The following is a 12,471-nucleotide window of genomic DNA, read 5'->3' as shown; positions in this document are numbered from 1 at the left end:
TCCTCGCGTTTGGTGATCAGGGAGCTGGCACGTATGATGCTTCACAAACTTCCGCAGATTAGAAGCCTATGTCCCTGATAGTTCTACTGCTTCTGCCGTTCATTGGCAGCTGTCTGGCAGCGGTGCTGCCGCACAATGCGCGTAATGCCGAATCCCTGCTGGCGGGCCTGGTCGCTTTGATCGGTACCGTTCAGGTCGCGATGCTGTACCCGCAAATCGCCTACGGCGGCGTGATCCGCGAAGAATTCATGTGGTTGCCGAGTCTGGGGCTGAACTTCGTTCTGCGCATGGACGGCTTCGCCTGGCTGTTCTCGATGCTGGTGCTCGGCATCGGTACACTTGTCTCTTTATATGCCCGTTATTACATGTCGCCGGACGACCCGGTGCCGCGCTTCTTCGCATTTTTCCTGGCGTTCATGGGCGCCATGCTTGGCCTGGTGATCTCCGGCAACCTGATTCAGATCGTGTTCTTCTGGGAATTGACCAGCCTCTTTTCGTTCCTGCTGATCGGCTACTGGCACCACCGCGCCGATGCGCGGCGCGGTGCTTATATGGCGCTGATGGTCACCGGTGCCGGCGGATTATGTCTGCTGGCGGGGGTCATGATTCTCGGCCATGTCGTCGGCAGCTATGACCTGGACAAGGTCCTGGCCGCCGGCGATCTGATTCGCGCACATGCCCTCTACCCCGTTCTTCTGCCACTCATCCTGATCGGCGCGCTGAGCAAAAGCGCGCAATTCCCGTTTCACTTCTGGCTGCCCCACGCCATGGCGGCACCGACGCCCGTGTCGGCCTATCTGCACTCGGCGACCATGGTCAAGGCCGGGGTTTTCCTTTTGGCACGTCTGTGGCCGTCGCTGTCCGGCAGTGAGGAATGGTTCTACATCGTCAGCGGAGCGGGCGCCTGTACGCTGTTGCTCGGCGCGTACTGCGCCATGTTCCAGAACGATCTCAAAGGTTTGCTGGCCTACTCGACCATCAGCCATCTCGGTCTGATCACTTTGCTTTTGGGCCTGAACAGTTCACTGGCTGCAGTCGCGGCGGTTTTTCACATCCTCAATCACGCGACGTTCAAAGCTTCGTTGTTCATGGCCGCCGGAATCATCGACCACGAAAGCGGCACCCGTGATATCCGCAAACTCAGCGGCCTGATCAAGCTGATTCCCTATACGGCAACGCTGGCCATGGTCGCCAGCGCCTCAATGGCCGGCGTACCGCTGCTCAACGGTTTCCTGTCGAAAGAAATGTTCTTCGCCGAAACCGTGTTCATCAACGCCACCGCGTGGGTCGAAACCAGTCTGCCGATCGTCGCGACTATCGCCGGCATGTTCAGCGTGGCCTACTCCCTGCGTTTCACCGTCGACGTGTTCTTCGGCCCCACCGCCACTGACCTGCCGCACACGCCACACGAGCCGCCACGCTGGATGCGCGCACCCGTCGAGTTGCTGGTCTTCACCTGCCTGCTGGTGGGGATTTTCCCGGCGCAGATCGTCGGGCCACTGCTCGCCGCTGCAGCGCTGCCCGTAGTTGGCGGGGAGTTGCCGGAATACAGCCTGGCCATCTGGCACGGCTTGAACGCGCCGATGATCATGAGCCTGATCGCCATGTCCGGCGGCATCCTCCTCTATCTGCTGCTGCGCAAGCAGTTCAAGCTGGGCCGTTTCAAGTACCCGCCGCTGGTGGGCCGCTTCAACGGCAAGCGTTTGTTCGAGCGCAGTCTGGTCGTAATGATGCGCATCGCCCGGCGCGTCGAGCGGCGACTGGGCACCAAGCGCTTGCAGATGCAGCTGTTCCTGATGGTTTCGGCTGCGGTGCTCGCCGGTCTGATCCCGATGCTGCACAGCACGCTGACCTGGGGCGACCGGCCGAAAATCCCCGGATCCATTGTCTTCGTGACCCTGTGGCTGCTGGCGATAGCCTGTGCGCTTGGCGCCGCTTGGCAGGCGAAATATCACCGTCTCGCCGCCCTGACGATGGTCAGCGTCTGTGGCTTGATGACCTGCGTGACCTTCGTCTGGTTCTCGGCGCCGGATCTGGCGCTGACGCAACTGGCAGTCGAAGTGGTGACCACGGTGTTGATCCTGCTTGGCCTGCGCTGGTTGCCGCGACGTATCGAAGAAGTCTCACCACTGCCAAGTAGCCTGCGCAAGGCGCGTATTCGTCGTCTGCGCGACTTGCTGCTGTCGATTGCCGTCGGCGCCGGCATGGCCCTGCTGTCCTACGCCATGCTCACCCGGCAGACGCCGAACCATATTTCCTCGTTCTACCTCAGTCGCGCCCTGCCCGAGGGCGGCGGCAGCAATGTGGTCAACGTGATGCTGGTGGACTTCCGAGGTTTCGATACCCTCGGCGAAATCACCGTGCTGGCCGCCGTGGCGCTCACCGTATTCGCCCTGCTGCGGCGCTTCCGCCCACCGAAGGAAAGCCTGCAATTGCCGGCGCAGCAACGTCTGCTGGCACCGGACGTGGTCACTGATCTGGTCAACCCGCGTTCGGCCAGCGACACCGCGCTCGGTTTCATGATGGTCCCAGCGGTACTGGTACGCCTGTTGCTGCCTGTCGCGCTGGTGGTGTCGTTTTATCTGTTCATGCGCGGGCACAATCAGCCGGGCGGCGGTTTTGTCGCCGGGCTGGTGATGTCGGTGGCCTTTATCCTGCAATACATGGTTGCCGGCACGCAGTGGGTCGAAGCACAAATGAGCCTGCGGCCATTGCGCTGGATGGGCACCGGGCTGCTGTTCGCCACTGCCACCGGTCTCGGTGCGCTGCTCGCCGGTTATCCGTTCCTGACCACTCACACTTGGCACATCAGCGTGCCGTTGCTGGGTGATATCCATATTGCCAGTGCGCTGTTCTTCGACGTCGGCGTGTACGCCGTGGTGGTCGGATCGACGTTGTTGATCCTCACCGCCCTCGCCCACCAATCGGTGCGCGGCCACAAGACGGCCTCGCTGCCCAAGTCCGTCGCCAGCAAAGGAGCCGTCTGATGGAAGAAGTCATCGCAATCGCCATCGGCATTCTTGCCGCGTCCGGGGTCTGGCTGATCCTCCGGCCGCGAACCTTTCAGGTGGTCATGGGCCTTTGCCTGCTGTCGTATGCAGTGAACCTGTTCATTTTCAGCATGGGCAGCCTGTTCATCGGCAAAGAGCCGGTGATCAAGGACGGCGTGACCCAGGATCTGCTGCATTACACCGACCCGCTGCCCCAGGCGCTGGTACTGACGGCGATCGTCATCAGCTTCGCCATGACCGCGCTGTTCCTCGTCGTATTGCTCGCCTCGCGCGGCCTGACCGGCACCGACCACGTCGACGGCCGGGAGCCTAAAGAATGATGGCGATGACTCACCTGATCGCCGCACCGATCCTGCTGCCGCTGCTGACCGCCGCGATCATGCTGATGCTCGGCGAAAAGCATCGGCCGCTGAAGGCGAAAATCAATCTGTTCTCCAGCCTCCTCGGCCTGTTCATTTCAGTGATGCTGCTGCAATGGACGCAGACCACCGGCGTACCCGGCTCCATCGGCGTGTACCTGCCGGGCAACTGGCAGGCACCGTTCGGCATCGTTCTGGTGGTTGATCGCCTGTCGGCATTGATGCTGGTGCTGACCGGCGTCATCGGCGTCAGCGCGTTGCTGTTTGCCATGGCCCGCTGGGACGGCGCCGGCTCAAGCTTTCACGCTCTGTTTCAGATCCAGCTGATGGGCCTGTACGGCGCGTTCCTGACCGCGGATCTGTTCAACCTGTTCGTGTTCTTCGAAGTGTTGCTCGCCGCGTCCTACGGTTTATTGCTGCACGGCTCTGGCCGGGCGCGGGTATCGTCGGGGTTGCATTACATTTCGATCAACCTGCTGGCATCGTCACTGTTTTTGATCGGCGCTGCGTTGATCTACGGGGTGACCGGCACGCTGAACATGGCCGATCTGGCGATGAAGATCCCGCTGGTGCCGGAAGCCGACCGTGGCTTGCTGCACGCTGGGGCAGGGATTCTAGCGGTAGCGTTTCTGGCCAAGGCTGGCATGTGGCCGCTGAATTTCTGGCTGGTGCCGGCCTATTCCTCGGCCAGCGCGCCGGTGGCGGCGATGTTTGCCATCATGACCAAGGTCGGCATCTACACCCTGCTGCGCTTGTGGACCCTGTTGTTTTCCGGCCAGGCCGGCGCCTCGGCATTCTTCGGCGGCGACTGGCTGATTTACGGCGGCATGGCGACCATGGCTTGCGCAGGGCTGGCGATTATCGCCGCGCAACGCCTGGAGCGCATGGCCAGCCTGAGCATTCTGGTGTCGGCGGGGATCCTGCTCTCGGCGATCGGCTTCGCCCAGCCGAACCTGATCGGCGCTGCGCTGTTCTATCTAGTCAGCTCGACCCTGGCGCTGAGCGCATTGTTCATGCTCGCCGAACTGATCGAGCGCTCGCGCTCGGCCAACGAAATTCCGCTGGAAGACGAAAGCGAACTGCTGCCGCGTCCACAGGAATCGCTGCAACCGCCCAAGGGCATCAACCTCGACGACGAGCAGAAAGCCGTGGTCGGCCAAGTCATCCCGTGGACCATGGCCTTTCTTGGTTTGAGCTTTATCGCCTGCGCGCTGTTGATCATCGGCATGCCACCGCTGTCCGGATTTATCGGCAAGCTCAGCCTGATCGGAGCATTGCTCAACCCGTTGGGACTTGGCACTGCGGCGCCGCTGTCTCCCGGCGCATGGGGATTGCTGGCCCTGTTGATCCTGACCGGTCTGGCCTCGCTCATGGCCTTCTCGCGCCTCGGCATTCAGCGCTTCTGGACGCCGGAAGAGCGCCCGTCACCATTGCTGCGCAAACTCGAATGCGCGCCGATTTTCCTGCTGCTCGGGCTGAGCATTGCCCTTACGTTCAAGGCTGAACCGCTGCTGCGCTACACCCAGGCCACGGCCGATGCGCTGAACAATCCGCAGCAATATGTGTTCGCAGTTCTAGGCACTCGGGCGGTGCCGAGCCCGCAAGCCAGAACCGACATGCTCGAGGTGCAGCCATGAATCGACTGTTCCCGGCTCCGTGGTTATCGCTGGCCCTGTGGATTCTGTGGCTGACCCTGAACCTGTCCGTCAGCCCGGGCAATCTGCTGCTCGGTGCCGCGCTGGGTTTCGCCGCGCCACTGATGATGCGCAAATTGCGGCCGAAACGTGCGCGCATCCGCAACCCCATCGCCATCCTGCGTCTGTTCTTCCTGATCGGCCGCGACGTCATCATGTCCAACCTGATCGTCGCCTGGGGCGTAGTCAACGCCGGACGCCGTCCGCCCAACTCATGCTTTATCAAGGTGCCGCTGGATCTGCGCGATGCTCATGGTCTGGCGGCACTGGCAATGATCTGCACCGTGGTGCCCGGTACCGTATGGTCAGAACTGGCGCTGGACCGCAGCGTTCTGTTGCTGCACGTCTGGGATCTGCACGACGAAGCGCAGTTCATCGAGCACTTCAAAAGCACTTACGAGCGACCGTTGATGGAGATTTTCGAATGAGCCCATTGCTGTCGAATGCGATTCTGCTGACGCTGTTTCTGTACTGCGTGGCGATGGCGCTGACCCTGGTGCGCCTGTTCAAAGGCCCGTCAGCTCAGGATCGGGTACTGGCGCTGGATTACCTGTACATCGTCGCCATGCTGATGATGCTGACCCTGGGCATTCGTTACGCCAGTGATACCTACTTCGAAGCGGCGCTGCTGATTGCGCTGTTCGGCTTCGTCGGCTCCTTTGCCCTGGCGAAATTCCTGCTGCGTGGCGAGGTGATCGAATGAATGCCGAATTGTCTTTGTGGGTCGAGATTCCGGTGGCGGTGCTGCTGGTGCTCAGCGGCGTGTTTACCCTGTTGGGCGCAACAGGATTGCTGCGCATGAAGGATTACTTCCAGCGTATGCACCCGCCAGCGCTGGCCTCGACACTCGGTGCCTGGTGTGTGGCACTGGCGTCGATCATCTGCTTTTCGGCATTGAAATCCGCACCAGTGGTGCATGCCTGGTTGATTCCGGTCCTGTTGGCTATCACCGTGCCGGTGACCACCCTGCTGCTGGCGCGGGCGGCGTTGTTCCGCAAGCGGATGGCCGGGGATGATGTGCCGGCCGAGGTGAGCAGTCGTAAGACTGAAAGTGGTAACTGATGATCATGTGGCGCCCGTGATGGCGCCATCGCTACAGTAGGACCGCGCCCTCCATTGTGGGAGCGAGCCTGCTCGCGAAGAGGCCAGTCGGGTCGTCGCCAATTCCGGATCAGCTCAAACCCACGCGACTGCCAACAACCCTGCCCCCAACAGCGCACACAACGGCGAATACACCCAGGTATCCAGCCGCGCAAATCGCGAATCCTTCACTTCCTTGAAGAACCCGACCAGATTCGAATCACCGATCGCCCGAGCGAACATCAGCAACGCGATCGCGCTGATCACCCATTGCAGTGCCTTGTGCTGCACCGCCGGCACGCCCCAACCGACCCGCATACAAACCAGCGCCGCAATTATCAGCAGCACAGCCGCCACTGCCAGCGTCAGCCAGCCTGAGGGCTTGAAGGCCGGGCGTACCGTGGCGACGAAGCCCGACACCGGCACCTGCGGCACCACCACCGCAGCCGCCCATTGCCCACCCAACGCCCAATACACATGCATCAGGCCGATTGCCGCGAACACAGTCACCAGCCATTGAGCCAACACAAAGGTCATGGTTGAAATCCTTCAAAGGGATTTGAACAAACCATCGTAGTCGGATTTTTTGGCCGTGCACGACCGGTCGGCGGTGCACTGCGTTGACCGCGTTATTTCAGATCAGCCGTCACCTTGTCGGCCACATCCTTGGGCAGCCACGCCTGCCACACATCCGGATGCGTCTTCATGAACGCGACCGCCGCCTCACGAGGCGCGGTGTGCTTGTCACTCATATCCGCCAGTGCCTTGTTCAGTGGCTCGATGGGAAAATCGACCTTGCTGAAGAACTCGGCAATTTGCGGGTTCTGCTTTTGAAACGGCGTAGACACGCCAATCGACAGCTTCGATGCCAGCGAGCGGGTTGGTTTCGGATTGGGATTATCGGCGTCTGTCAGCGTCTTCCACGCCTCGGCATCGAACGGCGGCTCTTCCAGTTGCACCAGTTTGAATTTGCCAAGCAGTGGCGTCGGCGACCAGTAATAGAACAGCACTGGTTTGCCGCGACGGATCGAAGAGCTGATCTCGGCATCCAGCGCAGCGCCGGAACCGCTGCGGAAGTTGGTGTAGTCGTCCTGCAAGCCATACGCCGTGAGCTTCTGCTTGTTGACCACTTCCGACGTCCAGCCGATCGGGCTGTTGAGGAAACGCCCTTTGCCCGGGCTTTCCGGGTCCTTGAACACGTCCTTGTATTTCTTCAGATCGGTGACACTGCGCAGATCCGGCGCCAGTGGCTTGATGCCTTTGGCCGGATCGCCCTTGATCACGTATTCCGGCACCCACCAGCCTTCAGTGGCACCCTTTACCGTATCGCCCAGACCGACGACCTTGCCCTCGGCTTCGGCCTTGACCCAGACCGGACTGCGCCCGGCCCACTCCTCGCCAATCACCTGGATGTCATTGTTGGCCAGCGCGGTCTCAAGGGTAATAGTGGTACCCGGCAAGGTATCGGTCGGCAAGCCGTAGCCTTTCTCGACGATCACCCGCAGCACCTCGGTGATCAGGCTGCCGCTTTCCCAGTTCAGGTCGGCAAAGTGGATCGGCGCCTGTGCCGCCTGCAGCGATTGCGCTGACGTCAGCAAACCAAAGGTGGCCACGCTGGCGGCCAGTAACCGTCGAAATCCGTTCATGCATCACACCTCGTGCTGTTCACAGCAATGGCAGTTGGCCTGACAGAAACGCAAGCCTCTGAATGACTCAGTCAACTGACTTTAGCCGAGGTTCCTGCTTTTTCCGGGGTCCGCTGCGTGCGAGGTTACGTTTCAGACTTTTCCTGCAGGCTTTGCAGCTCACGTCTGACCATGCTGGCGTATGCCGCCGGTTGCAATGCGTAGAGCTGCGAAGCCACCCAACTCAGCCAGGCACCTTGCAGTTCGGCCTTGCGGGCGAACAGGCGCTGCGCGTCTTCGCGTGCGCTGTCGAGATTTTGCGAATGGAAGTGCGCGCGGCTCACTCGCTGGCCTTGAAGGAAATCAGTTCACCTTTGCGCCATTTGGCAGCCTTGGCGGTGACGGCTTTCAAGGTTTTGGTCAGGCCTTCCTGCAATTGTTCATTGGCGGCGAACACCGTGACGACGCTATGACCTTCCTTGAACAGAATCGCGTGACCGTCGGCCGTACTGACAAATGCGTAGTCGCCCAAGCCGTAAACCGTGAGTTTGATGTCGCGAAAGCGAATGTCCATCTTGCCGCCTTCACGGCTGGGCAGAACCGATGCAATGAAATGGTCGCCAACCTTGAGTTTGAGCCCCGGTTTGTCATCGACTACCAATGCACTTTCGGTATCGATTTCGGCGATGTAAATGCCTTCGGCGTTTTGCTCGGTGATGTAAACAAAACGTGATTGGAATTGCTTGACCAGCTTTGCACGCAAATCACCCAGCACGAACAAAGCATGCATATCGAGGTTACTGACTGCCAAAGAAACATCCCCACATTTGAAAAACCGTGCAGCGGAAAACACGCACGGCAAAAAACGGCAATGCCGATGAAAACTGCAAAATCACTCAAAAACCCGAAGCGAGCGAAGCGCTCTTGATCGCGAGGTTCGTAGACTACTGGATTGTCATTAGTGAAACCCGCTCTGAAGTCGGCAAACCTTGAAGGAAAAAGCCTCAAGTGCGACTGGAGCAAGATCTGACTACGAACTTCAGGGAAATTTCTCACGAAAAAAAGCACTTTTCCGACATATCGCTGGCGAAAAATTGCTTTAGATAAGCCCGGTCGTCAACAGGTACTGGCGATTCTAGAGCAGCGATGCTCCTTACGACTACCCGCAACGGCCGTTAAATCCCGGCCGACTGATGAAAAGGACTTCATATGTGCACTTTGACTCATTTTGCCACGTCGGCCGACGCGCGAATCAACACACCTCTGACGATGAAGGTTGCCGACCTCGACAACCTTCCGACATCTTCTAACAATCATCGCCCCCCGCACTTTCAAGTGGTGCCAGCGGGTATTGCGTTCTTTCACATCAAGGAGATATCCACGGGACGTGTCAGAGGTTTCCGTGGCAATCACAACGAAGCCTGCGCCCTCGCCCGCTCGCTTGAATCAAAAATCGAACTCCGCGCCAGCGCCTGCCTCTGATAAGGGAGTGAACGAACAAGCCGTACCGGCACCAACCCAGGAGTAGATGATGGAACTGCCAACCGAGCTTAACCTGACCACCCTTTTCGAACAGCTGGGCCTGCCCTCGGATGAGGCGTCGATCAGTGACTTTGTCGAAGCACATCCGCTGGATCCGGACACTAAACTCATTGATGCCGACTTCTGGTCACCCCAGCAGGCGCAATTACTCAAGGAGTGGCTGCGGGCCGATGGCGAAGAAGCGCCGATCGTCGATGAGCTGAACGTGCGCCTGCATCGCGGCAAGTAAGTACGATCAGTGCAGGCTGTCGCCGGGCTCGATGTTCAATTGTTCGAGCCAGGCAGCCTTGCACTCCTCCGCTTCATCGCGACTGGCGAAGGCTGTGCCGCGTCGCTCCCCGTTGAGCAAAACTACCCAGCAAACACTGCGCCCCATCGCACGTAAGCCGGCCGGAACACCGCTGCCGATCATCACTGCCACGTCTACCCTGCACTGCATGTGCCCTCCGAAATAATTAGCTACCTAACTAAGTCGTCAGATTAATGCTTTCCGTCGAGAGGAAACAGCAAACGCCGTGCACAGATTCATTGCGTCACCGGTAATAATCTCAGCGCGGATTCTCAGGTTTATAGCCCAGACGCAACCCGCCCCAGTGTCGGCCATTGATCATGATCGGCACCGATAAATCATGCATCAGCTCACCCGTATCGCGCGTGTAAGTCTGCAACAGCACCGGTTGCTGATGGCTGCCGCAGCGGATACCGGTGCGGTCAGCGAATTTGCGTTTGGTGCGATTATTTACCGTGTCGACCTGCACATCGCCGGTCAATGGCTGGCTGAATGCCTGGTTGTGCGTCGGTACATAACCCTGCTGCGTGCAGGCAATCGCAAAAACCAGCCCTTCATGACGCGCCAATAAAGGTTTTTGAATCGCCGGCAAGACCTGATCGGTGTATCGATCAAAGCGGGTTTGAAATTTGGCTGGTTCGGTGCCCGAAATCAGCTGGTAGCTGCGATCGAACAGGTCATCCAGGCTGATCCGCCCCTGCTCGACATCCGCCTCGAAGCGCGCCGCGATCTGGCTCGCACCTTCGCGCGCCAAGTCATAAATGCGCTGGTGATAGTCATCCAGGCCGACCTCGGCCAGGCGTTCGCTGATGGTTTCCGCCTGTCCTTCCATCTGCACAGCGGCCTCGGCGAGGCGGCGGGTCTGCTGATCGCTGATTGCCAGATCGCTGCGCATTTGCTCGATGGCGATGAACAGCGCGTCAAGCTGCTCGCGATTGGTTTGCGCGCCACGGGCGATTTCGCTGACCTGGGTTTCCACTCCAGCGGCAAGTCGCGCGATGTTTTCCAGATGCTGGCCGGTGTGTTCGACCTGTTCGACACCAGTGTGCAGATCGCTCGACAACTCGCGAATCTGCGCCACCACTTGCGCGGTGCGCTGCTGAATGTCAGCGACCATCTCACCGACCTCACCCGTGGCCGCCGCCGTACGCGCGGCCAGTCCGCGCACCTCATCGGCGACCACAGCGAAACCGCGACCATGCTCGCCGGCCCGGGCCGCTTCAATTGCAGCGTTCAAGGCCAGCAAATTGGTCTGGCTGGCAATCGATTGAATTACCAGTGTCACGCGCTGAATATCGTCGCTGCGCACACTCAAGGCCTCGATCAATTCGCGACTGGCGTTGGCGCGCTGACTGAGTTGCTGCATGCGCGCAATCGAGTCGAGCAGTTCGCTGCGCCCCGCCGCGCTGCTGTGATGCGCTTGGCTGGCAGAATCCAGCGCGTCACGACTGAGCTGTGAAGTCGCCTGTTCAGTGGCGATCATCACCTCGGCGTTGCTGACGATCTGCGCCGCCGCGTCGAGTTGCGATTCAAGTTTGCCTGCGAGCGCTTTGACCGAGAACGCCACGCCGGCCGCCGACAGTGCGTTGTGACTGGTGGTATAGGAAAGATCGCGGGTCAGTGCGGACAATGCGCTCGCACTATCGACCGGGACAGCAACAGGAGCGCTGCGCGAACGCAGGCGCGGCAGCCAGACAATCAGTATCGCCAGCGGCATGCCGAGGTAGAGCGACCACTCGGCCATAGCCATGCCGGCCAGCAACAGCATCAGGGCGATGCTTTGCAGGGTCGGCGCGATCCAGCGGTTTTTCGGCAAAAGCACTGGTGCAGGCAGCGCCGCAACCAGAGATCCATCTCTCGTCATCTTGATCACCCCACGTTTGTTCTCATTGTTGTGACTGCATTAAACGCCACTACAACGCCATTATCCATGGTCCGTTAGTCGTGGGGTCTGTGGCAGGTCAATGGAACAACGGGGGAAATAGCGCAGACGAGCAAAAACAAAGATCGCAGCCTCCCGCAACTCCATGTAGAAGCTGCCGAAGGCTGCGATCTCTTGCAGGCGCCCCCCTATTCAGGGGCCGCCATGGAATCAGGCCTGACGCTGGTGCTTGTCGATCTGCTCGTGACGCTCTTGAGCTTCGATGCAGTACTTGGTGGTCGGGCTGATCAGCAGGCGCTTCAGGCCGATGGCCTCGCCGCTGTCGTCGCACCAGCCAAAGCTGTCGTCCTTGATGCGCTCAAGGGCTTGTTCCAGTTGCGGCAGCATGCGCTGGTCGCGATCGATCGCGTTGACCAGCCAAGTGCGCTCTTCTTCAACCGAAGCCGCGTCCGCCGGGTCAGCCGGGGTATCCAGGCTTTCGATGGCGATACGATTTTGCTCAATGCGCTCGTGGGTTTCGACTTTCATGTTCTGCAACAGCTCAGTGAAGAAAGCGTGTTGCTCTGCATTCATGTAGTCATCTGCCGGCATAGCCAGCAACTTGTCCTTTGTCATTGATATCTCTATAAAAAAACGTGCATTAAGGCGAATAAGGGAGCGTTTCGGCGAACCGTGACGGCCGTCGAAAAGGCATCGTTTTATTGCAAACGCCACCCGGCACTCAATTTACGAGGGGCGGCAGTCTAAGGCCCGATCAAGACCTCAGCAACTGTAAATACAGGGAATTTGTCCGACAGGACCTGGAAACTGCTCTGACACAGGCTTCACACGGCCATCGGAGTGCGTTTATAGCAAGAAATTCAGTCCAGCGGCTGTATATAGAAGACAAACGGCTAACCATCCCGCCAGCGACAGCCGGGATTATTCTCGCAAGGTGCATCGTTTCAGCCCGGCAGAGCTTACGCAGCCCTTCTATTATCAGGCCCACC

At 59.6% G+C, this 12,471-nt stretch carries 15 protein-coding genes; 8 read left to right on the top strand and 7 right to left on the bottom strand.

Annotation, left to right across the window (positions count from 1 at the left end; translation table 11 throughout):
* Positions 1-68: 68 nt before the first annotated feature.
* The 6 genes from JWU58_RS11750 to JWU58_RS11725 are packed head-to-tail and all read left to right on the top strand — an operon-like array spanning position 69 to position 6,126.
* Positions 69-2,987 carry a monovalent cation/H+ antiporter subunit A gene (locus JWU58_RS11750; RefSeq protein WP_206422010.1) on the top strand — a complete coding sequence of 973 codons (2,919 nt, stop codon included), beginning with the start codon at positions 69-71 and terminating at the stop codon, positions 2,985-2,987.
* The gene (locus JWU58_RS11745; protein ID WP_016775082.1) at positions 2,987-3,331 is read left to right on the top strand and encodes a Na+/H+ antiporter subunit C; all 345 of its coding nucleotides are present in this window, start codon (positions 2,987-2,989) and stop codon (positions 3,329-3,331) included. The genes JWU58_RS11750 and JWU58_RS11745 overlap by 1 nt, the downstream gene beginning before the upstream one ends.
* Positions 3,328-5,007, top strand: coding sequence for a monovalent cation/H+ antiporter subunit D (locus JWU58_RS11740; protein WP_206422009.1), 1,680 nt, complete (start codon positions 3,328-3,330; stop codon positions 5,005-5,007). The genes JWU58_RS11745 and JWU58_RS11740 overlap by 4 nt, the downstream gene beginning before the upstream one ends.
* Complete coding sequence (locus JWU58_RS11735; RefSeq protein ID WP_206422008.1) at positions 5,004-5,492, top strand: Na+/H+ antiporter subunit E; 489 nt, start codon at positions 5,004-5,006, stop codon at positions 5,490-5,492. The genes JWU58_RS11740 and JWU58_RS11735 overlap by 4 nt, the downstream gene beginning before the upstream one ends.
* Positions 5,489-5,767, top strand: coding sequence for a K+/H+ antiporter subunit F (locus JWU58_RS11730; protein ID WP_016775085.1), 279 nt, complete (start codon positions 5,489-5,491; stop codon positions 5,765-5,767). The genes JWU58_RS11735 and JWU58_RS11730 overlap by 4 nt, the downstream gene beginning before the upstream one ends.
* On the top strand, positions 5,764-6,126 hold the full coding sequence (locus JWU58_RS11725) for a Na+/H+ antiporter subunit G (protein ID WP_206422007.1): 363 nt from the start codon (positions 5,764-5,766) through the stop codon (positions 6,124-6,126). The genes JWU58_RS11730 and JWU58_RS11725 overlap by 4 nt, the downstream gene beginning before the upstream one ends.
* A gap of 114 nt (positions 6,127-6,240) precedes the next feature.
* On the opposite strand, the gene JWU58_RS11720 is transcribed toward JWU58_RS11725, so the two are convergent.
* The 4 genes from JWU58_RS11720 to JWU58_RS11705 form a co-directional block, all read right to left on the bottom strand.
* Positions 6,241-6,681: a DUF3995 domain-containing protein gene (locus JWU58_RS11720; RefSeq protein WP_016775087.1), complete on the bottom strand. Its 441-nt coding sequence runs from the start codon at positions 6,679-6,681 to the stop codon at positions 6,241-6,243.
* Positions 6,682-6,773: 92 nt separating this feature from the next.
* Positions 6,774-7,790 (bottom strand): ABC transporter substrate-binding protein, encoded by a 1,017-nt coding sequence (locus JWU58_RS11715; protein WP_024013250.1) that lies wholly within the window; start codon positions 7,788-7,790, stop codon positions 6,774-6,776.
* A 125-nt stretch (positions 7,791-7,915) separates the two neighbouring features.
* Complete coding sequence (locus JWU58_RS11710) at positions 7,916-8,113, bottom strand: hypothetical protein (protein ID WP_016775089.1); 198 nt, start codon at positions 8,111-8,113, stop codon at positions 7,916-7,918.
* Positions 8,110-8,559, bottom strand: coding sequence for a hypothetical protein (locus JWU58_RS11705; protein WP_024013252.1), 450 nt, complete (start codon positions 8,557-8,559; stop codon positions 8,110-8,112). The genes JWU58_RS11710 and JWU58_RS11705 overlap by 4 nt, the downstream gene beginning before the upstream one ends.
* Before the next feature lie 479 nt (positions 8,560-9,038).
* On the opposite strand from JWU58_RS11705, the gene JWU58_RS11700 reads away from it, so the two are divergent.
* Entirely contained in the window at positions 9,039-9,251 is a 213-nt protein-coding gene (locus JWU58_RS11700) for a hypothetical protein (protein ID WP_410902533.1), read from the top strand.
* A 49-nt stretch (positions 9,252-9,300) separates the two neighbouring features.
* On the top strand, positions 9,301-9,540 hold the full coding sequence (locus JWU58_RS11695) for a DUF2789 family protein (RefSeq protein WP_206422005.1): 240 nt from the start codon (positions 9,301-9,303) through the stop codon (positions 9,538-9,540).
* Between the two features lie 6 nt (positions 9,541-9,546).
* On the opposite strand, the gene JWU58_RS11690 is transcribed toward JWU58_RS11695, so the two are convergent.
* From JWU58_RS11690 to JWU58_RS11680, 3 genes are all read right to left on the bottom strand, one after another.
* Positions 9,547-9,750, bottom strand: coding sequence for a hypothetical protein (locus tag JWU58_RS11690; protein ID WP_016775093.1), 204 nt, complete (start codon positions 9,748-9,750; stop codon positions 9,547-9,549).
* Between the two features lie 109 nt (positions 9,751-9,859).
* On the bottom strand, positions 9,860-11,083 hold the full coding sequence (locus JWU58_RS11685) for a methyl-accepting chemotaxis protein (protein WP_420893288.1): 1,224 nt from the start codon (positions 11,081-11,083) through the stop codon (positions 9,860-9,862).
* 609 nt (positions 11,084-11,692) lie between these two features.
* The gene (locus JWU58_RS11680; RefSeq protein WP_016775095.1) at positions 11,693-12,097 is read right to left on the bottom strand and encodes a TraR/DksA family transcriptional regulator; all 405 of its coding nucleotides are present in this window, start codon (positions 12,095-12,097) and stop codon (positions 11,693-11,695) included.
* Between the last annotated feature and the right edge of the window lie 374 nt (positions 12,098-12,471).

The organism is Pseudomonas atacamensis (assembly GCF_017167965.1).
GTDB classification, from domain to species: Bacteria; Pseudomonadota; Gammaproteobacteria; order Pseudomonadales; family Pseudomonadaceae; genus Aquipseudomonas; species Aquipseudomonas atacamensis.
The sequence above is the reverse complement of the archived record's forward strand: the minus strand, read 5'-3'. Positions and strand labels throughout refer to the sequence as shown.

Coding starts and splice junctions, on each gene's coding strand:
- JWU58_RS11750 (WP_206422010.1), top strand. CDS start 69: ATGTCCCTGATAGTTCTACTGCTTCTGCCGTTCATTGGCAGCTGTCTG.
- JWU58_RS11745 (WP_016775082.1), top strand. CDS start 2,987: ATGGAAGAAGTCATCGCAATCGCCATCGGCATTCTTGCCGCGTCCGGG.
- JWU58_RS11740 (WP_206422009.1), top strand. CDS start 3,328: ATGATGGCGATGACTCACCTGATCGCCGCACCGATCCTGCTGCCGCTG.
- JWU58_RS11735 (WP_206422008.1), top strand. CDS start 5,004: ATGAATCGACTGTTCCCGGCTCCGTGGTTATCGCTGGCCCTGTGGATT.
- JWU58_RS11730 (WP_016775085.1), top strand. CDS start 5,489: ATGAGCCCATTGCTGTCGAATGCGATTCTGCTGACGCTGTTTCTGTAC.
- JWU58_RS11725 (WP_206422007.1), top strand. CDS start 5,764: ATGAATGCCGAATTGTCTTTGTGGGTCGAGATTCCGGTGGCGGTGCTG.
- JWU58_RS11720 (WP_016775087.1), bottom strand. CDS start 6,681: ATGACCTTTGTGTTGGCTCAATGGCTGGTGACTGTGTTCGCGGCAATC.
- JWU58_RS11715 (WP_024013250.1), bottom strand. CDS start 7,790: ATGAACGGATTTCGACGGTTACTGGCCGCCAGCGTGGCCACCTTTGGT.
- JWU58_RS11705 (WP_024013252.1), bottom strand. CDS start 8,559: ATGCATGCTTTGTTCGTGCTGGGTGATTTGCGTGCAAAGCTGGTCAAG.
- JWU58_RS11700 (WP_410902533.1), top strand. CDS start 9,039: ATGAAGGTTGCCGACCTCGACAACCTTCCGACATCTTCTAACAATCAT.
- JWU58_RS11695 (WP_206422005.1), top strand. CDS start 9,301: ATGGAACTGCCAACCGAGCTTAACCTGACCACCCTTTTCGAACAGCTG.
- JWU58_RS11690 (WP_016775093.1), bottom strand. CDS start 9,750: ATGCAGTGCAGGGTAGACGTGGCAGTGATGATCGGCAGCGGTGTTCCG.
- JWU58_RS11685 (WP_420893288.1), bottom strand. CDS start 11,083: ATGATCGCCACTGAACAGGCGACTTCACAGCTCAGTCGTGACGCGCTG.
- JWU58_RS11680 (WP_016775095.1), bottom strand. CDS start 12,097: ATGACAAAGGACAAGTTGCTGGCTATGCCGGCAGATGACTACATGAAT.